A 20,343-nucleotide genomic window follows, 5' to 3' on the forward strand; every position below is an offset into this window, starting at 1 on the left:
CCGATGGAGAACGGTCCCCCTCGGACGGTCAGGCTGGACGAAATCGCCAGGGCCGTGCAGGCTCAGGTGGCCGGGAAGGGCGACACGGTCCTGGCCGGCGCGTCCAGCCTTGAGGAAGCCGGGCCCGACCAGTTGAGCTACGTCGAGCACGACCGCTTCGTGCCGATGGCTCTGGCCTCCAAGGCGGCCGCCTTCGTGGTCGGCCGGGAGATCCCCCAGCTCAACCGCCCGCAACTCATCGCCCCCAACCCCAAGTACACGTTCGCCCGCATCGTGCAGCAGTTCTTCGTGCCGGCTTCCCGTCCCAGGGGAGTCGCGGAGCCGATCACGAGGGGCGGCAACGTGCAGATCGGCCCGGACCCTTCGATCTGGCCCTTCGTGACCCTGGGCAACGACGTGACGATCGGCGCGCGGGTCACGCTCTATCCAGGCGTCTTCGTCGGGGACGGAGTCGGGATCGGGGACGATTGCGTCCTCTATCCCAACGTGACGGTGCGGGAGGGCTGTCAGATCGGGGCCCGGGTCGTCGTTCACAGCGGCACGGTGATCGGAAGCGACGGGTTCGGTTACGCCCAGCACCAGGGGCGTCACCACAAGATTCCGCAGTTGGGGATCGTGGTGATCGAGGACGACGTGGAGCTGGGGGCCAACGTGACGGTGGACCGGGCCACGTTCGGCCGGACCGTCATCAAGCGGGGCACCAAGGTTGACAACCTGGTGCAGATCGCGCACAACGTCACGGTCGGCGAGGATTCGATCCTGGTCGCCCAGGTCGGGATCGCGGGGAGCACGGTCCTAGGCCACCACGTCATGGTCGGAGGTCAGGCCGGCCTGACGGACCACATCACGGTCGGGGACGGGGTCATGATCGCGGCCCGCTCCGGGGTCAACCGGAGCATCGCCTCGGGGCAGATCGTCTCCGGCGCGCCGGTCATGCCGCACCAGGTGGCGGTCAAGGCCCAGGCGGTGGTCCCGCTCCTGCCGGAGCTCCGCCGGCAGCTCCGCGACCTGGAAAAGCGCGTACGGACGCTGGAAGGCGGGCACCAGAAGGCAGGAGGCAGAGAGCGGAAAGCAGGGGGCAGGAAGCGGTAGTCCGCCGACTGCTTGCTGCCTACTTCTTCGCAACCAGCACGCCCCGCCAGAAGAACATCTTCGCCCAGAAAAATCCCGCCCAGGGCATGAGCAAGGCAGCCATGAAATAGACCCGCCCGACCATGGCACTCAAGGCGGAGACGCCGAACAGGAGCGCGGCCCCCAGAACGTAGGCCAGGGGCACCAGCTTCCGCCCGCGATGGGCCAGAGCGGGCAACTGGGCGTCCTTCTTGGGGCGTCTGAGGCGGCTCCGCGTGAACAGCCGCAACCGGGCGGCAAAACACTCTGGGTGTTCGCGCAGCACGTATTGGTGGTAACGGGTCTGTCCCCATCCGAGCAGCCCGCCGACGACGAGCAGGCCCGAGCTTTGCACGAACGTCTCCCACCCATAATCGAGGGCGAAGAACTGATAGACCAACGAGGCGGTTCCGGCGATCATCAGGATCAGGCCCAGGAGCCCGGACGGAAAGAGAATGTGCGCCTTCACATACTCCTTGGCCTGCTCGTGCTCCCCTTCCAGTCGTCGCGCGGTGATGATCTTCGGCATAGGCAGGCGGGATTATATACCAACGAGCCCGCTCATTTTCATGTTCGGACGCGAGCGCGTGGTCGCCCCCAGCGGCGCAGTGCGCAAGCGCAGGTCAGTCGCGCGGATTCTCACGCCGCGATCGGGAACCCCGCCGTCTATGAGGCTTTCACCGTTCGGCGGTCGTCATCGCCAAGCCTGAGGCGGAAATGCGGCCCGGCGCTGCCGCAAATCGGCTTGTGGCAAGCCCGGGCGCCCGAGCCTGCCGCGATCCGCGCATCCAGCCTGCGCTCAAGCCGTTGACCCACCAAACGCCCAGTCTGTTCTGTCCACAAAAACTGTGGAAGGAATGTGGATAATCTTGTGAATCAGCCCTGTGGAATCAGACTATTAGCCGCGGAGAGCGGACTGCTCAAAAAATAGGCTGCAAAAATCTTGGATCGTCAACCGGTTAAGCCTCTTGTTGGGACGGATGGCTTTCCCTACAAGATGTGGGGCGCCGCGGCAGGACACGGAACCGGAATCAATGAAGGGAAAGGCCGGAAAGATCTATTGGGAGGCGGCCTGTCGTTGGTGCAGGAACTTTTCGATCGCTTCCCGCTCGGCTTGCCCCTGCTCCGCCCACTGACGGACCTTCTGGAGCAGCGCTGCAAGCCTGCTTCCCACCGAATCATAGCGCTGCGGTGCGATGGCTGCGCGGTACTCTTTGGCAATGGAGAGGAAGCCGTGCAGCCCGTCCAGAAAGAGGGCCACCGGCTCTGATCGAGCCTCCAGGGCCTTGTCGCGTAACTCGACGACCTCGCTCAGGAGCCCGTCCCCCGCTTGGCTTTGGCCGCTTCCCTCGGCCTGGCCGGGCCGACGCGAGGAGAGCTCCCGCTGAATCCTGGGCAGGCGGAACTCCGCTTCGGTCAGGAATTCCCTGTCCCGTCCGTCCAACTCCCGCAATCTCTGCAACACGGTCTCCTGCGTCACTCCTTCCCCCAGAGCCTCCAGAACTTCGCCGAGGACATCCCGACCCGGCTCCGGGGCTTGGATCTGGCTCCGCTGCAGGTCCAGAAGCGCCGCGTGGAGCGCCGACCCCGGCTCGGGACGAGCGGCCGGCGGAGCGGGAGGTTTCCCTTGGCCGGCTTCGGCTATCCGTCGCATCAACGGCTCAAAGTCCACGGCCGGCGCCGTCCGCGCCTCGATCTGTTGGACCGAGTTCTCGATGGCACCGAGCCCTTCGCGCAGCACGGAGACCGGGCCGCCCCCCGTGCCACTCTCCAGCCCGGGCAAGACCGACGAGAGCCGAACCAGGGCCAGGGCCAACTGTTCCAAGCCGGCCAATTCCACCGTCGCCGCAGATCCCGCGAGGTTGGTGAGTCCCCGGCGGATGGTCTCGCTCAGCGACTGCGCGCCTCCCGGGTTCCCTTCGAGAGCTTGGAGAGCCTCGCGGATCTGGCCGAGCCAGTCGCGCGCCTCGGCGGCAAAGAGTTGGAGGACTTCGTCGAGAAACGGATCGTCACGTAAGTCGGCCATGGATATCCCGACCCAGCCGACGTTGTCGGCGGGCCACTTCCTTCGGTCAGTCGCTCGGGGGCGATTCCTGCCCCTCGATCTTGTGAAGCCCGACGAGCCGCGCGATCTCCGCGATCGTCCGGCTCAGCTCCTCGATCCGCTGGGCCCCCGCAGCCGAAGTCCGCTCGGCCTCGGCCAGCCGTTCAACCAGGAGCTCGGTCCGCTGGCGTTCCTGCTCCAGTCTCGCCTCGAGGTCGGTCGCGCTCCCCGGCTCCCGCTCCCTGGCTGGCCCGGACTCCCGCGCCGCCACCAGGCCTTCCAGCTCCGTGACGCGAGCGCCGGCCCGCCCGAGCTGGTCCTCCAGCTCGGACGACCTGGCCTGCTCCTGAGCCAGCAGCGCCTCCAGCTCCTTGACCCGTGAGGAGGCCTGGCGGAACAACTGGAGCTGGTCCTCGGTAATGCGAAACACCTTCGGGGCGGGCGGAGGCGCAGCCTGGGCGGCTGGCTCGCCCGCGGCCGGCTTGCTCTGGCGCTTCGCTAGCAGCCCCATGACCTGATCCTTCAGGACCGGCCCCTGAAGCGGCTTTTTCAGCACCCCGTCGGCCCGACAGGACTCGGCCTGCTTGGTCACCTGCTCGTCCACGATGCCAGAGATCAAGAGAACCGGCAGGTCGGCGAAGGAAGGCTGGGACCGGACGTAGGTGCAGAGGTCGTAGCCGCTCTTGTCCGGCATGATCACGTCGAAGATGGCGAGGTCCGGATGCTCCGAGGCAAGCCGGGCCAGGGCCTCCTCCCCGTTGGAAGCCAAGGCGACCTCGAATCCGGCTTCGATCAACTGCCGCTCCGCCACCTTCCGAATCGTGATGCTGTCGTCCGCCACCAGAATCTTCGCCATGCCCCCCTCCGCGCTCAAGTCGCCGCCCGCGGCGCGCGCCCGGACGGCTCGGAGCGAAACGCCAGACCCAGGGCCGCCAGCGAATAGACGGGGACGTAGTCCGCGCCGAGCCGGCAGGTCCCGATCGCATCCGGATCGCCCGGATGGACTGGTTGCACCGAGTCCGGCTCGATCGCGTGCAAGGTGGGAATGTCGGCATCGATGCAAATCGCCAGCGGGCCGTCCCGGCGCTTGGCGATCAGGCATAAGGGGCTCGTCCCCTCCACCGCGACGCCCAGACGGCCGGCGAGGTCGAAGACCGGCAGCACCTCGTCCCCCCGTCGCGTCACCGCCTTCACGAAGGCCGTCCCGCTGGGAACAGGCATGGAGCCGGTCCAGGGCCAGACGCCCCCGACTTCCTCTACCTTGGCCGCAAGCCGCCGACCGCCGACCGAGAACAGCACGAGCACCTGCCGGCCCGGCCCGCTAGATTTCTGCCCACGGGAGGTCTTCCGCATCGCCCGTCTCCTCCACCTGTACCTGAATCGGCTCGAACGGATCCGTCTGCGCGGCCGCAGGCACCGCCGTCTCCGCCTCACGCACGGTTTCCGCCGGATAGACCTCGGTCACATGACCGAGCAGCCAATCCGGATCCACGAGCAACGTGACCGAGTCCTGAGAAAGGAAGAGCCCGGGGAACCACTGCCGCTCGGGACCGGTGAAATGGGGGGGCAGCGGCCGGACGGCCTGGAGGGACACGTCGGTCAATCCCCGCACCTCGTCCACCAGGAACCCGCGGGCAGCGTCCCGCACCTCGCACAGGATGATCCGGGCGGTCCCGGTCGGCGGCGAGGGCGGCAGCCCGAACCGGTCCGAGAGGGCCTGCAACGGATAGGTCCGCCCCAGGAACTCCAACCGATCCCCCATTCCCCCCGTCTGGGGCTCGACCATGCCGCGGACGATATCCGCCGGCAGGGCGCACGCGGTCCCGGCGAACGTCACGATCAGGAACGACTTGACGGCCGGTCCGTTGGCAGCCCGCTCGATCCGTCCGCGCAGGCTCACGGGATCGCTCCCGGCTCGGCAGGACCGGAGACCGGGCCTCCGGCCGATCTGGCGACGTGGTCACTCATGACGATGGCTTGGCGCCGACCGCGCTCCCGATCCGCTGGCTGACTTCCTGGATCAAGGCCCGCTCCTCCACCGGCTTGGTGACGTATCCGGACGCTCCCACCCCCAACGCCATCTGCCGGTGCTTGTCTCCGGCGCGGGTGGTCATCACGAGGATCGGCGTGGACTTCGTGTGGGCTCTCATCCGAAGGGCTTGAATGACCTCGTAGCCGTTCAGCTTCGGCATTTCGAGGTCCGTGATGATCAGCCGGTAACCCGTCGCGGCGGCCTTCCGGAGCCCTTCTTCCCCATCCACCGCCGTATCCACGTGGTAGCCGGCCCCCTCCAGCATCCGGCCCACGAATTTTCGCACGCTCAACGAGTCGTCGATGAGGAGAATGTCGGCCGCGGGGAGCTGCGCGGGGCGGGCCTCCCCGCCGGTCTGCTCAGCCAGCAACGCCGGCGCCGTCTGGGCCTGGGCGGACACGTCGAGGGCTCCCGCCGCTCGCCGCCCGCCGACGAGGCGGTTCACGTCAATGACCATGATCACCCGCCCTTCCGGATCGATGCTGGCCCCGCTGAAACAGGACTCGCGGAACGGCTTCAGCGTCCCGAGGCTCTTCACGACGATTTCCTGGCGCCCGAGGAGCTCCTCCACGGCCAGCCCGACCGCTCCGGTCGCCGTCCGGACCACCACCACCGGCATCGGCCCGTCGGCGCCCCGAGACTCGGCCTGCAGCAGGGCCGCCAACCTCTTCACCTCCACGGCCTCGTCCTCGAGCTGCAGGAGGGCCCGCCCCTCCACCTCCTGGACGGCCCCGGGCTTCGGCATCACCACCTCTCTGATGCTCGGCAGCGGAATGGCGTACCGCTCGGTTCCGACACGAACGATCAGCGCCGTAGAGATCAACAGGGTGAGCGGAAGGCTCAGGGTGAACTTCGTCCCGACGCCCCGCTCCGTTTCGATGTCGATGTGCCCGTTCATGGCCTCGACGGTCCGCTTGACCACGTCCATCCCGACGCCGCGGCCGGCCTGGGCGCCCACCCCTTCGGCCGTGGAAAAGCCCGGCAGGAAGATCAGCCGGTAGGCCTCGGCGTCCGACAGGGTCGCGACCAGCTCGGAGCGCAGGAGCCCCAGGGACACCGCCTTGGCCTTGATCTTCTCGACGTCGAGCCCGCCCCCGTCGTCCTCCACCTCGATGACCACCGCGGAGCCGCGATGGGCTGCATGCAGAAAGACGGTGCCCGCGGCCGGCTTGCCTCGCGCGACGCGGACCGCCGACGGCTCGATCCCGTGGTAGACGGCGTTGCGCACCAGGTGGACGAGCGGATCCACCAGGCGCTCGACCACGCCCGTATCCACCTCGGTCTGCTCCCCCGAAGTGACCAGGGTCACGTCCTTCCCGGTGGACCTGGCCATCTCCCGGACCGCCCGCCGGAACCGGGTGAAGGGCGTCCCGATCGGCACCATGCGGGCTTTCGCGATCTCGTCCCTCATGCCCAGCGTGAGCTGGTGGAGCTGGCCCATGTCCTCGCGAGCCCGGCGGATCGACGCGTTCAGTTGCGAGAGCGCCTCGCCGATGTCGGCCGAGACCTCGGCGACGCGCCGGGAGAGGATGTTGAAATCGTCGTATCGGTCGAGCTCCAGGCTCCCGAAATCGCTCCAAGGAGGAAGCTCCGCCGGCCCGGCAGGTCCGCGGCCCCCCGACGCCGCCGGCAGGGTGAAGGCATGCTTGTCCTCGAACGTGCGGACCGTCTCGTGCATCCGGTTCCGGTAGGCGAGCACCTGCTTGGACAGGTGCTCGAGGGCCAGCAGCCGCTGCTCCAGCCGGCCTCGACCGATGACCAGCTCGCCGACCAGGTTGAGCAGCCGCTCCAGCCGGTCCCGGCTGACCCGGATGACCGCCCCCTCCTGTCCCTCCTTGGCCGGCGCTTTCGGCTCCCCGGCCTCCTGCTTGGCTGCCCGCTCTTCGGCCGGGGCGGGAGCCGGCGCGGCCACCGCCACCGGGGCGCCGGTGGGCTCGGGCTTGCCCGCCCGCTCGAGCCGCTGCAGGACCGAAGCGAACTCCTGCCGGACCTGGGGCAGGGCGCGCGGGTCCCGTTTCATCAGGAGCCGAACCACGTCCACGACCTTGAAGACCAGGTCTGCGACCGGCGGGGTCATCGGCATCTGTCCGTCCCTGAGGGACCCGATCATGTCTTCGACGTGATGGGTCACGTCGCCGACGGCCTTGAACCCGACCGTATAGGCCGAGCCCTTCAAGGTATGGGCCGTCCGGAACAGCAACTGGATCGTCTCGGCGTCCCGCGGGGCCTGATCCAGCCGGAGCAGCGACGCTTCGATCGCGTCCAGGTACTCTTGGGCCTCCGGCGAGAAATACGAGAACACTTCCGGGTCCACTTCGGGAAGCAGGTACGAGTCGGGGAACCGTTCGGCAGAGAACCCGTCCGGAGCCGACACGAGGGCGGATGCGTGGTCGGCCTTCCACCGGTCGCACAGGGCCCGGTCCTCGGGCCTCCCCCGCCCGATCGCGTCGATCTGGCTGCGCAGGGTGCCGACGAGGTCGCGGAGCAGCGCGACGCGCTCCGGCCACCGGCTCTCGGATTCGGTGGCCCGCTCGAGCGCGGCCTCCAGAATCTCGGCCAGGTCGGCCACTCCCGGGAACCCGTAGAGGGCGGAGGCCCCCTTCAAACTGTGACCGATGATGTAGTGGGACTGGAGGGAGCGTGCCGACGGGAGCCCCCCGTCGGCCGGATGGAGGGCGGCGTGCAACGTGGCCAAGCCCTCCGAGGCTTCAGCCAGAAAGACGCTGACCAGCGAGTCGCGGTCGGCGGCGCTCATCGGATCTCCGCTTCGTTGGTGCCGCGATCAGGCCACTTTGAACTGGCGGACCGACGCAGTCAGACCTTCGGCCAGCCTGGCCATTTCCTCGATGGTCAGGCGGGTCTCCTCGGCCGCTCGCTGCGTCGAGGTGGCGCCGCCGGTGATGTCTTTGATCGTGCGGGCCACTTCTTCCGTCGCCGCGGCCTGATCCACTGAAGATCGGGCGATGACCTGCGCCAGATCGGCCGACCGCTGCGCGATCTCCGAAATTTCCTTGAACACCTCACCCGTCCGCAGCGCCGAGGCGGAACCGGCCTCCACGGTTTGGGTCTCGTGCTCCATCGCCACCACCGCGTCCTGCGTCTCCTGCTGGATGACCTTGACGAGCTCGGCGATCTCGCGCGTGGACTGGGTGGAGCTCTCGGCGAGCTTCCGGACCTGATCCGCCACGACCGCGAACCGCGCCCCCGCCTCGCCCGCGCCGGCCGCCTCGATAGCGGCGTTCAGCGCGAGGAGGTTCGTCTGCGCCGCGATCTCCCTGATCGTGGACACGATCTGCGAGATTTCCAGCGACCGGTCGCCGAGCGTCTTGACCTGCTTGGACATGCGCTGCACGGCCGCCCGAATGCCCTGCATGTCCTGCACGGTCTCCTGCACCGCCACCCGTCCCCGTTCCGTGGCGGTCAACGCCTGCCGGGCGCTCTCGGAGGAGGCGCCGGCCGTTTCCGCCACCTGCCGCATGGACTGCGTCAGCCCCTCGACCGCCGCGAGGGTGCGCTCGGACTCCATGGCCTGGCGCTGGGCGGTGGAGGCCATCTGCCCGGCGCTCTGACGGAGCGCCCCGGCCGAATCGTTCACGCGGCCCGCGGCTTCGCGCACCTGGCGCATCAACTGGCCGAACCGCTCCAGCATGAGGTTGAAGGCGTCGGCGAGGTTCCCGAACATGTCCGTCGTGACTTCGCCTCGCTTCGTCAGGTCCCCCTTGCTGACCTCGGCCACCAGCCCCAGGAACTCGATCAACCGTCGTTGCAGCATGTCGCGCTCTTCCTCGGTCTGGACCAGCGTGGTGATCCGGTCGAGCATGGTGTTGAACGCGCCGGCCATCTGGCCCAGCTCGTCCCGGCTGTCCAGCTTCGCCCGGGCCCGGAGGTTGCCGGCCGCGGCCTGCGTCGCGACCTCGGCGACGTGCGTGAGGCCGCGCGAGAAGAACTGGGCCAGGGCGTAGCCGACGGCGGCCCCAACCAGAATCGCCAGCAAGGCGCCGAAGACGACCACGAGGGTCCGCCGCTGCGCGACGCTCTGGCCGGCTTCGTTCAGGTCCTTGGCCACCTCGCGCACGGTGGCGAGCAGATCGCGGACCCGCGCGGTCGCCTGGCTATACTTGTTCGAGACGTCTACCGAGAGGGCCAGCAGGCCGAGGTCCCGCATCATCGTCCGCTGATCCGGCGTCAGCTCGGGCGCGTAGCTGTCGCTGAACGCGCTCACCGCTCCCTCGGCGGCGGCGAAGTAGTCGGTGAGCGCTCCGGAAAGGGCTTGATAATCCTTGGCCTCGTCCCGGCCGCTCTGGGAGACGTGCATCACGCCCGTCGCGTAGGCGGCGAGGGGCTGGAGCGTCCGGCCCTTGAGTTCCGGCAGGACCCGGATGGCGTCGTCGAAGTCCTGCTTGCGGGTCGCCCGGCCGGCGGCAAGGATCGCGTCGTGATACAGCCCCAGGTTGCTGCTCGTGGCGCCGATGTTCGACAGCGCGACCGTGGCGCTCTCGTACACGATCCGCAACTGGTCGCGGAGCTGCTGCAGCCCGAGCAGCCCGATGACGCCCACCACGACCATGATCGCGCCCACGGCGGTGAAACCGACGACCAGCTTCCAGAACGTCTTCAGGTCCCTGAACCAGGTGTGGAGTTCGCGCTTCGCCATGCCCTCCTCCTTCGCCGACGTCGCTGACTGGGCGGACCGCGAGGTCCGACGACGGTCGGCTACGTGCTTCCGGTTTCCACGTGGGCTAACAGGGTCGGCACCTCCACGACCCCGCCCATCCGGTTCTCCACCCTCAGAACGGCAGAAACGAACGACCGCCGGCCCGCCGCGTCGCCGGGCGGGGAGGCCAGCATCGCATCCCGCGGCACGGTCCGCAACTCCGGCACCTGGTCCACCAAGAGACCCACCTGATCGGACCCGTGCCGGATGACCACGGCGAACTGCGGCGACGGCCCCGCCTCCGGCAGCCCGAGCAGGCGGCGCAGGTCCACCAGCGGCATCACGATGCCGCGAAGGTTCGCCACCCCGACCAGCGCGGTCGGCATGCCCGGCACGGCCGTCATGGCTTCAACCTGGAACACTTCCCGAACGTGCTGGAGCTCGATGGCAAAGAGTTCTCCGCCGAGCGAGATGAGGCAGACGCGAAGGGGGCCCTCGCCGCGGTCGGCCGGAACGGAGTCGTCGGGAGGGTGCGGGACGCTAGTGGGGCGATCCATTGATCGTGTCACGTGACGCGGGCGCCGGCGGCTAGCCCAGCGCCTTCTTCACCGCGGCCAGGAGTTCCTCCGGTTTGAACGGCTTCACGACGTAGCCGGTGGCGCCCTGCTGCTGGCCCCAGAACTTGTCGCTCTCCTGGCCCTTCGAAGTGCACAGCACCACGGGGATGGACTTGAACCGTTCGTCGTTCTTCAGATCCCGGCAGGTCTGGAACCCGTTCCTGCCGGGCATGATCACGTCCAGGATGATGAGGTCCGGCCGATCGGCAGCCAGCTTCTCTTCCAGCTTCTCCGAATTCGAATAGGACACCACCGTGTGGTGCGCAGCCTTCAGGTAGCTTTCGATCAGTTGCAGCTCCGCGTTCGAGTCATCCACGACCACGATCTTGCTCATGCTCCAGTCGCTCCTTTCCCTCGCGCCCTCCGACTACCGAACAGGCATGACGACGCTGATGGCGCCAGCCAGGTCCCCTTCCTTGTACCCTTCCTTCCTCATGCCCGTGATGTCCCGCTCCCCCTTCGGTTCGCCGTGGCATTTCAGGCATTTGGCTCCCGCATACTCGGGCGCCATCACCCGCAGGACCGGACGGCCGTCCACCGTGGCGCTCTTGCTGTACTCCTGGCCCTTGGGATAGCGGGAATCCGAGAAGAGCCGCAGGACCGAGGCCTCGAACTCGTCGGGCTTGTTCCCCGCAAACCGATACTCCGTCGCGGTCAGCTTCAACCGGATGCCGGTCCGCTTGGTGAATTTCTCCGCCGCCCGCCGTCCCCAGAGCGCGGGGATGAAACCCTTGAACGCCACTCCCTGCTTGTTGATGACCGGCTGCGCTTCGGCAACGACCTCCTTGCCCGCCTCCAACAGGGTGAGCAGCAGCGTGCTCTGCTGGCCGGTCGGCAGACGGCCGAGCTCGACGCCGGTTGTCTCCCTGAACTTCTCGGTCATACGGTCGCCGAAATACTCGGGGCTGAACCCCTTGTCTCCTCTCGTGGGATCGTTGAGCACCTCCTGATGCTCGCTGACCACGCTTCGCCCGGCCTGCATCAACCTGATCAGCAACTGCGCCGTTTCCGCCTCGCTCCCGGCCCAGGCCGGCGGTGCGAGCAACAGCCCCAGAGCCAGTCCCACCGCCATGACCAACTCCGCCCCGATTGATGTCTTCAAGCCCACGGCATCCTCCCTCCTGATGCGGGTTAACATGGGTCGAAGTCCTCCAATCCAAAAGGGAAACCAGTGTAGCAGATTTCGGACCGGTCCAAGCAAGTGGGAGTATGGGGCTTGCAGCCGATCGAGCAGCCAGCAAATTCCTCCGATGATTCCTTGGGATGGCCCCCTGCCGACGGGAGAAGGGTTCTGTCACGGCTTCCCACTCAAGACCTGGCCCGGAAGAGCAAAATTTGTCGTGGGGGGCGGGAAATTTGTCCCGAAGGGCCGAGGAACGAGTCACAGGTGACGCTTACTGCTTGCGGTTCTTCCAGCGCCTCGATCGCCGGAGTCCCTCGGCAACGCCCCGGCTCACGAGTCGGCCGATCATCGCGCCGATCCTCGTGTGCGTGCCGCTGTAGCGGAGCGAGGGACCGGCGGGGCCGGCCCCGCAGGCCACCACGACCGTGTCCGTTCCGGTGCCGGTCGCCCCGGATCGGCCGGTCCAGCTCGGCACCTTGGCGGCCAGCAAGGCCGCGGTCTTCCCTTCCGTCGCCACTTGCACCGCCCCGACCAGCGCGGAGGATGTGAGCCGGGCATTCGTGACCAGGACCAGGTTGATCGTCCCGGCCCGGACGGGAACCCGGTCCTCGTGAGCGGTCGGCTCGCCAGCCCGCACCGCGTTCGTGACGCCGACGGTGAAGAATCCTTCCACCCACAGGCCTCCAGCCTCCTCCCGGAGAGTGACCAGTTGGGCGAGCGGCACCGCCGTCATCATCCCGACGGAGCGGCAATCCGCCTGCACCCGCCGGGCGATCAGGCTCAGAGACCTGGATGGATCGGGCCATCGGCGGCGCCGGTCCCGGATCGGAGCACCGATCGGATTGGCCTGAACCTGATGGTTCAGGATGTACCGGGCCCGCACGAGCCCCCCGCCCAGGGGGGCGGAGGAGAGCACCGGGCACAGTCGCCCCAGGTCAACCACGAGAGTCCGGTTCTGCACCCGATATCTCGTGACCAAGCGAGTCACCGTCTCGTCCCCCCAAGAGCCAGCTTCAACGCGCGGACCAGCCGGCGGTTCTGCTCCGGCCTGCGGACCGCCAGGCGGATCGTCCGGCCGTTCAGCCCCGGCACGTTCGAGCAGTCCCGAACCAGCAACCCACCCTTGGCCAGCCTCCTGACCACGGACTTGGCGATAAAGCCGGCCGGCAGCTCCACCAGAAGAAAATTGGCCGGGGAGGGAAAGACCGTGACGCCCGGCAGGGCTGCGAGATCGCGCGCAAAGACCGCCCGCTCACGGACCATGAAGGAACGGCTCGCCGTTGCGTGCCGACGGTCCCGGAGAGCCGCCAGGGCGGCGGCCTGGGCCAGGACGTTGACGGACCAGGGAGGCTGCCGGCTCTTCACTCGAGCCACGACTTGGGCGGGACCGACCAGGTAACCGAGGCGCAAACCGGGCAGGGCGTAGAACTTGGTGAAGCTCCGCAGGACGAGACAGTGCGGATAGCGGGCGAGCAACGGCAGGACCGACCGGTCTGCACAATATTCGACGAAGGTTTCGTCCAGAACGGTCCAGACCTTCCGTTTCTCGGCCGCTTCCAGCACCTGCCTCACGGAACGAACGGACAGGGCCTGGCCGGTCGGGCTGTTCGGATTGCACAGGAACAGGGCGTCAATCGGCCTCCCCTCCTCCAATCGGCCGCGCAGCAGCTCGATCGGCGGGCGGTATCCGTCTCGTCGCGAGGCGTGGAGGAACTCGACCGCGCCTCCCGCAAGGAGGACCGCACGTTCGTATTCGGCGAACGTCGGCCCCAAGATCACCGCCCGCGTGATCGGCAGGGCGAGCGGGATCAGGGTGATCAGCTCGCTCGACCCGTTGCCGATCACGATCCGATCGGGAGCCACGCGCCACCGCCGGGCGAGGGCGTTCCGCAGAAGGACGCAGTCCGGGTCCGGATAGTGCACGACCCGCGGGAGGGAGTCCGAGATCGCACGGAGGGACTTGGGTGAAGGGCCGAGCGGGTTGATGCTCGCGCTGAAGTCGACCAGCCGGTCGAGGGAGCGGCCGGTGCGCCTGGCCGCCCCATAGACGTTGCCTCCGTGCTCCGGTCCGGACCTCACAGCAGCCGCGCTCCGATTGCGGCTCCGGCCGCCAGGACCGCCACGGTCGCCAAGAGCGTCAGGGCCAAGCGGACGTGGGCCGCCGTCAGGATCGGTCCGGGATCGCCGAGCACCGGCCGCTCGACCGGCACTCCGTCATAGAGGTTGAGCCCTCCGAGCTGCACTCCCAGTGCTCCGGCCATGGCTGCCTCCGGACGTCCGCTGTTGGGACTCGGGTGCTTCGCCCCGTCGCGCCTGAGCACGTGCCAGGCGCGACGGACGACGCGTAGATCGCGGAAGACCAGCCCCGCCGCCAGCACGAGGAGCCCCCCCGTCGCTCGCGCGGGCATCCAATTGGCCAGATCATCGAGCTGGGCCGAAGCCCAGCCGAAATCCCTGTGCCGCTCGTCCAGATGGCCGACCATGGAATCCAACGTGCTGATCGCCTTGTAGGCCAGGGCCAGGGGAGCGCCGCCGATCGCCAAGTAGAGGAGCGGGGCCACGACTCCGTCCGAGGCGCTCTCAGCCACGGTCTCCACGGTCGCCCTCACCACCTCCGGCTCGGGCAGGGCCTGCGTGTCCCGCCCCACGATCAAGGCTACCGCGGCCCTGGCTTCCGGCAGCGAGCCACGAACCAACGCCCGCTGAACGGCCAGCCCATGGTCCAGCAGATCCCTGGCCGCCAGCGTGGTCCAGGCGAGAAACAGCTCCATCCCCCGTCCGAGCAGATCGTGAACCAGACCGGCCAGCTCGATCGCGAGCCAGCCGAGCGCGTACGCGGATGCCGGCAGGCCAACGGCCAGGGCGATCCCCGCCAGTCGCTTGGCGGCCGGACCTGCACAATGCGGCCGCACCCGCTCGTCGCACCAGGTGATGACGAGGCCCATCAACTTGACCGGATGGGGCAGCCAGCGGGGATCCCCGGCCACTGCATCCGCGAGACAGGCCAGCGCCAACGTTCCGGCGGTCACGGCAGTCCCAGCAGAACGGGCACGGCCAGGAGCCACAGGGTCTCGACGATCTCGTTGGTCGCCCCCAGCACGTCGCCGGTCGTCCCGCCCAGCAATCGCCGCGACCAGAGGCTCATCGCCCGAGCGACCCCGCCCGCGAGCAGAAGGCTCAGAACGGCGCCGGTCGGCCCGAGCAGCCAGAGCAGGACCGCGCCCAACAGGCCCGTGGCCGCCAACAGGTGCCGCACGGTGAGGTGCCCCAGGAAGGGACCGGCCAGCCCTCCCTCGGCCCGTGCGTAACGGACGCCGTAGGCGCCCAGCACCATGCTCCAACGGCCGACGGCCGGCAGACAGATCAGCAGGTCGAACCGGTGCGTTTCCGACAGCACCGTCAGCCCCGCATAGCGGAGCCCCAGGTCCAGAATCAGGCCGGTCGCGCCGATCGCCCCGATGCGCCCGTCGCGCATGACGGCGAGCCGCTCTGCCGGCGTCCGTCCGCCCGCCAGCCCGTCCAGAAAATCGGCCAGGCCGTCCTGGTGCAGGCCGCGTGTCACCGCAACCAGCAGCAGGAGCAGCAACCCGTTCACCACGACCGGCGACAGGACCCGTGTCAGCAGGAGATCGCTCACGGCGAGGGCCCATCCCAGGATCAGGCCGACGGCTGGATACCAGAGCATGGAGCGGGCCAGCTCCTCCGGGCGCGGATCGTGGGCGAGGCGGCTGAGAGGAACGGCGGTGAGGAAGTGCCAGGCCAGAAGAAAAGGACGTGAGACGCCAGACGTGAGACGTGAGACGTGAGACGTGAGATGACCAGAGGACGAAGAAGGCGCGCTTGCCGGTTGCGCTGTTTCCGCGCCGGTCGTTTCACCTTTCACGTCTGACCTTTCACGGTTCACGCTCGGAGACGCCGGCCTCGTCGAACGTCGCCATCTGGGTCAGGATCTTGAGGCTGGCCTGGATCAGGCCGATGCCCAGACAGGCCCCGGTCCCCTCCCCGAGCCGCAGATCCAGATCGAGCAGCGGCGTGAGCCCGAGCCGGCGCAAGGCGGCGAGGTGGCCCAACTCCGCGGACCGGTGGGAGGCGATCATGTAGTCCCGGCAATGGGGCTGGAGGCCGGCCGCGATCAGGGCCGCCGCGCCGGCGATGAACCCGTCCAGGACGACCGGAATCCGCCTAGCGGCCGAACCGAGGATCAATCCGGCCAGCCCCGCGATTTCCAGCCCGCCCACCTTGCTCAGCACGTCCAACGGATCCGTTGGATCGGGCCGATGCCGCTCCAGGGCCTGGCGGATCACCGAGACCTTCCTCGCATAGCCCGCTTCATCCACACCCGTGCCCCGCCCGGTCACCGATTCCACCGGCTCCCCGGTCATGACCGCCGTGATCGCCGCACTCGGCGTCGTGTTCCCGATCCCCATGTCGCCGGTGCCGACGAGTCCGATCCCCTCCTGCGCCGCTCCCTGCGCCAGCTCGATTCCGACCGAAAGGGCCAGCTCCGCCTCGGCACGGCTCATCGCCGGCTCCCGGAGCAGATTCCTGGTCCCCTTCGCCACCTTCTTCGAAATCATTCCGGGCAGGGACCCGAAATCGTGGGCCACGCCGATGTCCACCACCTTCACATCCGCCCCCACGTGGCGGGCCAGCACGTTGACGGCCGCGCCGCCGTTCAAAAAATTCAGCACCATCTGGGCCGTGACCGCACTGGGATAGGCGCTGACCCCCTCGCCCGCCACTCCATGGTCGGCCGCAAAGGTGAAGATCGCGGCCTTGGGGACCTTGGGCCGCTCCTCCCTGGTCATGGCGACATAGCGGGCCGCCAGTTCCTCCAGCCGCCCCAGGCTCCCCACCGGCTTGGTGAGCCGATCCAGCCTGGCCCTGGCCCGCTCGAGCCAGGCCGGGTCAATCGGGATGACGGCGTTGACGGATTCTTGAATCGTCACGGCTACTTGATCCGGAGCGGAATCCCGCTCAGCACGACGTGGACTTCGTCCGCCTCCCGGGCAACCAGTTGATTGACCTGCCCGGCAAGATCTCGAAACCGGCGGGTTTCCGCTTCCAGCGGGACCAGCCCCAGACCGAGCTCGTTGCTGACCAGCAGAACCCTCGCAGAGGCGCCGCGGATCGCCGCCAGTAACGCCGCGACCAGCGACGGGACCTGCTTCTCGGACACGCCCCGCTCCCGCAGATTGCTCAGCCAGAGGGTGAGACAGTCCAGCACGACGACCCGGTAGTCGGCTCCGTGCTTCTCGAACCAACTGGCCAGGTCCACCGGGACCTCGGACGTCTCCCATTCAGGTCCACGCGACCGTCGGTGCCGGCTGATCCGTTCCGCCATTTCCCCGTCCAACGGCTGGCCCGTCGCGACGAAGGCCTTCCTCCCCTTGCCCCCCGCGAGCGCCAGCGCCACGCTGCTCTTCCCGGAGGAAGCGCCGCCGACCACGAAGATGAGACGCCCCCTCGAATTGCGACGCGTGACGCGTGACGCGTGACGCGTGAAGAAAGTCTTTATCTTTTGTCGCTTCCTACCCATCACCTGTCACGTGTCACGGCTTCCACGCCCCGCTCGACGATGGCTTCGACCGCCGCAAGACCCACGTGCTCGGCCACAAAATCGGCCAGCCGGTCGATCGCCTGGTCGGTTGACAGCCCGGGCGAAGGATCGAGCGGAGCCCAGCCGCGCGCCGCCCGCAGCCGGTTGAGAAACGTGCGCCTGAAGGACGGCTGGTCGAACAGCCCGTGGACATAGGTCCCGATGACCCGCCCGTCGGGGGACACGGCCCCCTCGGCCCATCTCCGCGACCGGTCCGGCTTCTGAAGGTCCAGGAAGGGGGTCACGCCAGGTCCGACCTTCGTCCGGCCCATGTGGATCTGGTAGCCCTCGACGGGACAGCCGCTCTCCCGATGGACGCCGACGACCTGGATCAGCACCTTTTTTCGGGCGAAACCGGTCATCACGTCCAGCAGCCCCAACCCCGTCACCTCCCGCTCACGCGATTCGACCCTGTGCGGGTCCCGAATCTTCATGCCCAAAAGCTGGTACCCGCCGCAGAGCCCGAGGACGGTGCCGCCCTCGGCCAGCACCCGCCTGGCGACCAGATCCAGCCCGCGCGCCTTGACGAACGCCACCGCTTCGGCGGTGGACTTGGTTCCGGGGAAGATCAGAGCGTCGAGCCTCTGTCCCGTCTCGCCCTTCAGCCGGACCAGCACCACGTCCGGCTCCTGGGCCAGGGCTTCGAAGTCGGTGAAGTTGGAGATGGCCGGTACGTCCGCCACGCCGATCGCCAAGAGGTCGTGACGGGTGACGCGTGACGGGTGACGCATGAGACATGTGCTCTGATCCTCCCAGCCCAGCGAATCCTCCTGGGGGACTTGAAGGTCTCCCCAATGGGGGATCACGCCGAGGCAGGGGACGCCGATCCGCTTCTCAACTTCCCTGATGCCGGGAGCGAGCAGGTCTCTGCTTCCGCGAAACTTGTTGACGAGAAAGCCCTTGACCAGACGCCGCTCCTCCGGCTCCAGCAGCTCCATGGTCCCGACCAGAGCCGCGAGAACGCCCCCGCGATCAATGTCCCCGACCAGGATCACCGGCGCCCGTGCCTCCCGTGCCATCCGCATGTTCACGATGTCGTGCTCGCGCAGGTTGATCTCGGCCGGACTCCCGGCCCCTTCCAGCACCACCAGATCGAACTCGGCCGCGAGACGGGCGAAGGCCTCGCGGACGGACTGGAACCAGTCCCGCTTGACGCGTCCGAAGTCCTCGGCCGTCAGGGCTCCGGCCACCGCTCCGTTCACGACCAGCTGCGCCCGCAGCCCTCCCTCAGGCTTGATCAGCACCGGGTTGAACTCCGTCCGTGGGGCCAGCCGGCAGGCCGCGGCCTGGACCGCCTGGGCACGACCGATCTCCCTCCCGTCCGGCGTGACGAACGAGTTGTTCGACATGTTCTGCGCCTTGAAAGGCGCCACCCGGAGCCCGCGGCGGAGAAACAGGCGGCAGAGCGCCGTCACGAGCACCGACTTGCCCACGTGGGAGCCGGTACCTTGAATCATGAGCGTCTTGGCAGCCATAGAGCCAGTGATGGGTGATGAGTGATCGGTGATCGGCTCGGAGATTGATGAGTGAGCACGTGCGTGAGCATTCCGCCTCTCATCACCCATCACAGATCACCCATCACTTTTTGACGTTCCGTTCCCAGAGAAACTCCGGCTCCCCGTTCATGCTGCCGACCCAGCGGGCCAGGACGAACAGGGCATCGCTGAGCCGGTTGAGAAACTTGAGGATGAGGGGGTTCACCGTCTCCTCCCGGGCCAGCCGGACGCAGACCCGCTCCGCGCGGCGACAGACCGTCCGGGCCTGATGGAGCAGGCCCGGCACCTTGCCGCCGCCCGGCAGGATGAACTCTTTGAGCGGAGCCAGGTCCTTCTGACACTCGTCAATCAGCTTTTCGAGGGCCGTCACGTCCGCCGCGGTCACCTGAGGCATGTTCTTGAAGCCCTGCCCCGGCGCCGTCGCCAGGATGCCGCCCGCGTCGAACAGTTTGTTCTGGACCCACCGGAGCTGTCCTTCCAGCCGGTCCCTGGCCGGAGAGTCGGCCAGGTCGGCGTTGAACACCCGCACGAGCCCGACCGAGGCGTTCAGCTCATCCACCGTGCCATAGGCCTCCACGCGCAGACTGTCTTTCCAGACCTGCTGGCCGCCGGCCAGCCGCGTCTTTCCCGCGTCGCCCGTCCGCGTATAGACTTTGGTGATGCGCATCATTCTTCTCCCAACGATAAACGATGAATGCAGAACGCTGAACTGCGAACTATGAATGATGACCCGTCACAAGAAGCCACAGGCTCAAGGTTCTGCGTTCATCATTCAGCGTTCTCATTTATTCCGTATTTATTCCGTCCCCATTGCTCATGGTGGACGAGCTGGTCGAGCGGCAGCCGTCGCCGCCAGCCGGCCAACTCCAGGTCGGGGCTTGGGGAAAACTGTTCCACGTACCCGAGGCAAAGGTAGGCGACCACCTTGACCGGCCTGGGAATGCCCAACGTCCGCTTCAGCGCCCCGTAATCCAGGATGCTCACCCACCCCACGCCGATCCCCTCCGCCCGCGCGGCCAGCCAGAGGTTTTGGATGGCGCAGCAGGTGCTGTAGAGGTCGGTGTCCGGCACCGTGTCGCGCCCCAGAACGTGGGGCCCGCCCCGCTGTCTCGTGCAGGTCACGCAGAGGTTGATCGGCGCTTCTTCGATTCCTTCCAGCTTCAGTCGGCCATACAGGTCCCCGCGCGCGCCTTTGTAGTGTTTCTTCGCGGTTCCGTTGGCCCGCCGGAACAGGTCCTTCACCGCCCGTTTCGTCGCCGGATTGCGGACGACCACGAAGTTCCAGGGCTGCATGAACCCCACCGACCCAGCATGGTGAGCGGCGGTCAACAACTTCGCGAGCACGACGTCCGCGATCGGGGTCGGCAGGAAGTTCCGTCGGACATCCCGGCGCTCGAAGATCGCCCGATAGACGGCGGCCCGCTCCCGATCGGAGAATCTTCCGTTGTCCGGGACAGGGATCGGCTCAGGCAGGCTCACGACGGCGTCCCCTTCCTGCCGAGCCTGCCCGCAGCGACGGCCCCCAGACAATCGGGGCAGAGGCAGTTCTCGAAATGCTGCTTGATCCAGGCAAGCTGCGACCGATCCAGCTTGATCGTGCCGCACCAGCACCCGCCGGCTTGGGAGCAGGAAAACGCCTGCCCGCAGTTGCCGCATCGTTTCTCCATT

Annotated in this window: 21 protein-coding genes; 1 reads left to right on the forward strand and 20 read right to left on the reverse strand. The window is 67.8% G+C overall.

Features of this window, described 5'->3' with window-relative positions:
* Positions 1-3 precede the first annotated feature (3 nt).
* Positions 4-1,092, forward strand: a complete 1,089-nt coding sequence (gene lpxD / locus AB1411_15395; GenBank protein ID MEW6544980.1) for a UDP-3-O-(3-hydroxymyristoyl)glucosamine N-acyltransferase — start codon at positions 4-6, stop codon at positions 1,090-1,092.
* A 19-nt stretch (positions 1,093-1,111) separates the two neighbouring features.
* Here lpxD and AB1411_15400 read toward each other — a convergent pair whose 3' ends face one another.
* From AB1411_15400 to AB1411_15495, 20 genes are all read right to left on the reverse strand, one after another.
* The gene (locus AB1411_15400) at positions 1,112-1,639 is read right to left on the reverse strand and encodes a hypothetical protein (protein MEW6544981.1); all 528 of its coding nucleotides are present in this window, start codon (positions 1,637-1,639) and stop codon (positions 1,112-1,114) included.
* Between the two features lie 528 nt (positions 1,640-2,167).
* Complete coding sequence (locus tag AB1411_15405) at positions 2,168-3,136, reverse strand: Hpt domain-containing protein (GenBank protein MEW6544982.1); 969 nt, start codon at positions 3,134-3,136, stop codon at positions 2,168-2,170.
* A gap of 46 nt (positions 3,137-3,182) precedes the next feature.
* Positions 3,183-4,010, reverse strand: a complete 828-nt coding sequence (locus tag AB1411_15410; protein MEW6544983.1) for a response regulator — start codon at positions 4,008-4,010, stop codon at positions 3,183-3,185.
* Positions 4,011-4,024: 14 nt separating this feature from the next.
* Positions 4,025-4,507, reverse strand: a complete 483-nt coding sequence (locus AB1411_15415) for a chemotaxis protein CheW (GenBank protein MEW6544984.1) — start codon at positions 4,505-4,507, stop codon at positions 4,025-4,027.
* The gene (locus tag AB1411_15420; protein ID MEW6544985.1) at positions 4,476-5,054 is read right to left on the reverse strand and encodes a chemotaxis protein CheW; all 579 of its coding nucleotides are present in this window, start codon (positions 5,052-5,054) and stop codon (positions 4,476-4,478) included. Before AB1411_15420 ends, AB1411_15415 begins: the two co-directional genes overlap by 32 nt.
* Positions 5,055-5,118: 64 nt before the next feature.
* Entirely contained in the window at positions 5,119-7,941 is a 2,823-nt protein-coding gene (locus AB1411_15425; protein MEW6544986.1) for an Hpt domain-containing protein, read from the reverse strand.
* Positions 7,942-7,968: 27 nt separating this feature from the next.
* Positions 7,969-9,840 carry a methyl-accepting chemotaxis protein gene (locus AB1411_15430; GenBank protein ID MEW6544987.1) on the reverse strand — a complete coding sequence of 624 codons (1,872 nt, stop codon included), beginning with the start codon at positions 9,838-9,840 and terminating at the stop codon, positions 7,969-7,971.
* A 59-nt stretch (positions 9,841-9,899) separates the two neighbouring features.
* Positions 9,900-10,397, reverse strand: a complete 498-nt coding sequence (locus AB1411_15435) for a chemotaxis protein CheW (protein ID MEW6544988.1) — start codon at positions 10,395-10,397, stop codon at positions 9,900-9,902.
* Between the two features lie 31 nt (positions 10,398-10,428).
* A complete protein-coding gene (locus AB1411_15440; GenBank protein ID MEW6544989.1) occupies positions 10,429-10,791 on the reverse strand; it encodes a response regulator in 363 nt (120 codons plus the stop codon).
* 33 nt (positions 10,792-10,824) lie between these two features.
* The gene (locus tag AB1411_15445) at positions 10,825-11,595 is read right to left on the reverse strand and encodes a DUF3365 domain-containing protein (GenBank protein MEW6544990.1); all 771 of its coding nucleotides are present in this window, start codon (positions 11,593-11,595) and stop codon (positions 10,825-10,827) included.
* Positions 11,596-11,851: 256 nt separating this feature from the next.
* Positions 11,852-12,541 carry an adenosylcobinamide amidohydrolase gene (locus AB1411_15450; protein MEW6544991.1) on the reverse strand — a complete coding sequence of 230 codons (690 nt, stop codon included), beginning with the start codon at positions 12,539-12,541 and terminating at the stop codon, positions 11,852-11,854.
* Positions 12,542-12,564: 23 nt separating this feature from the next.
* Entirely contained in the window at positions 12,565-13,659 is a 1,095-nt protein-coding gene (gene cobD / locus AB1411_15455; GenBank protein ID MEW6544992.1) for a threonine-phosphate decarboxylase CobD, read from the reverse strand.
* A complete protein-coding gene (cbiB, locus tag AB1411_15460) occupies positions 13,656-14,609 on the reverse strand; it encodes an adenosylcobinamide-phosphate synthase CbiB (GenBank protein MEW6544993.1) in 954 nt (317 codons plus the stop codon). The genes cobD and cbiB overlap by 4 nt, the downstream gene beginning before the upstream one ends.
* Positions 14,606-15,484: an adenosylcobinamide-GDP ribazoletransferase gene (locus AB1411_15465; protein ID MEW6544994.1), complete on the reverse strand. Its 879-nt coding sequence runs from the start codon at positions 15,482-15,484 to the stop codon at positions 14,606-14,608. Before AB1411_15465 ends, cbiB begins: the two co-directional genes overlap by 4 nt.
* Complete coding sequence (gene cobT / locus AB1411_15470) at positions 15,474-16,529, reverse strand: nicotinate-nucleotide--dimethylbenzimidazole phosphoribosyltransferase (GenBank protein MEW6544995.1); 1,056 nt, start codon at positions 16,527-16,529, stop codon at positions 15,474-15,476. Before cobT ends, AB1411_15465 begins: the two co-directional genes overlap by 11 nt.
* Positions 16,530-16,531: 2 nt before the next feature.
* Positions 16,532-17,029, reverse strand: a complete 498-nt coding sequence (locus AB1411_15475; GenBank protein ID MEW6544996.1) for a bifunctional adenosylcobinamide kinase/adenosylcobinamide-phosphate guanylyltransferase — start codon at positions 17,027-17,029, stop codon at positions 16,532-16,534.
* 89 nt (positions 17,030-17,118) lie between these two features.
* Positions 17,119-18,654 (reverse strand): cobyric acid synthase, encoded by a 1,536-nt coding sequence (locus AB1411_15480; GenBank protein MEW6544997.1) that lies wholly within the window; start codon positions 18,652-18,654, stop codon positions 17,119-17,121.
* Between the two features lie 103 nt (positions 18,655-18,757).
* The gene (locus tag AB1411_15485) at positions 18,758-19,342 is read right to left on the reverse strand and encodes a cob(I)yrinic acid a,c-diamide adenosyltransferase (GenBank protein ID MEW6544998.1); all 585 of its coding nucleotides are present in this window, start codon (positions 19,340-19,342) and stop codon (positions 18,758-18,760) included.
* Between the two features lie 101 nt (positions 19,343-19,443).
* On the reverse strand, positions 19,444-20,154 hold the full coding sequence (bluB, locus tag AB1411_15490) for a 5,6-dimethylbenzimidazole synthase (GenBank protein MEW6544999.1): 711 nt from the start codon (positions 20,152-20,154) through the stop codon (positions 19,444-19,446).
* Positions 20,151-20,342, reverse strand: coding sequence for a cysteine-rich CWC family protein (locus tag AB1411_15495; protein MEW6545000.1), 192 nt, complete (start codon positions 20,340-20,342; stop codon positions 20,151-20,153). The genes bluB and AB1411_15495 overlap by 4 nt, the downstream gene beginning before the upstream one ends.
* Position 20,343 lies beyond the last annotated feature (1 nt).

It is taken from the genome of Nitrospirota bacterium (assembly GCA_040757595.1).
In the GTDB taxonomy this organism is placed as follows: Bacteria; Nitrospirota; Nitrospiria; order Nitrospirales; family Nitrospiraceae; genus JBFLWP01.

Coding starts and splice junctions, on each gene's coding strand:
- lpxD (MEW6544980.1), top strand. CDS start 4: ATGGAGAACGGTCCCCCTCGGACGGTCAGGCTGGACGAAATCGCCAGG.
- AB1411_15400 (MEW6544981.1), bottom strand. CDS start 1,639: ATGCCGAAGATCATCACCGCGCGACGACTGGAAGGGGAGCACGAGCAG.
- AB1411_15405 (MEW6544982.1), bottom strand. CDS start 3,136: ATGGCCGACTTACGTGACGATCCGTTTCTCGACGAAGTCCTCCAACTC.
- AB1411_15410 (MEW6544983.1), bottom strand. CDS start 4,010: ATGGCGAAGATTCTGGTGGCGGACGACAGCATCACGATTCGGAAGGTG.
- AB1411_15415 (MEW6544984.1), bottom strand. CDS start 4,507: ATGCGGAAGACCTCCCGTGGGCAGAAATCTAGCGGGCCGGGCCGGCAG.
- AB1411_15425 (MEW6544986.1), bottom strand. CDS start 7,941: ATGAGCGCCGCCGACCGCGACTCGCTGGTCAGCGTCTTTCTGGCTGAA.
- AB1411_15430 (MEW6544987.1), bottom strand. CDS start 9,840: ATGGCGAAGCGCGAACTCCACACCTGGTTCAGGGACCTGAAGACGTTC.
- AB1411_15435 (MEW6544988.1), bottom strand. CDS start 10,397: ATGGATCGCCCCACTAGCGTCCCGCACCCTCCCGACGACTCCGTTCCG.
- AB1411_15440 (MEW6544989.1), bottom strand. CDS start 10,791: ATGAGCAAGATCGTGGTCGTGGATGACTCGAACGCGGAGCTGCAACTG.
- AB1411_15445 (MEW6544990.1), bottom strand. CDS start 11,595: ATGTTAACCCGCATCAGGAGGGAGGATGCCGTGGGCTTGAAGACATCA.
- AB1411_15480 (MEW6544997.1), bottom strand. CDS start 18,654: ATGGCTGCCAAGACGCTCATGATTCAAGGTACCGGCTCCCACGTGGGC.
- AB1411_15485 (MEW6544998.1), bottom strand. CDS start 19,342: ATGCGCATCACCAAAGTCTATACGCGGACGGGCGACGCGGGAAAGACG.
- AB1411_15495 (MEW6545000.1), bottom strand. CDS start 20,342: ATGGAGAAACGATGCGGCAACTGCGGGCAGGCGTTTTCCTGCTCCCAA.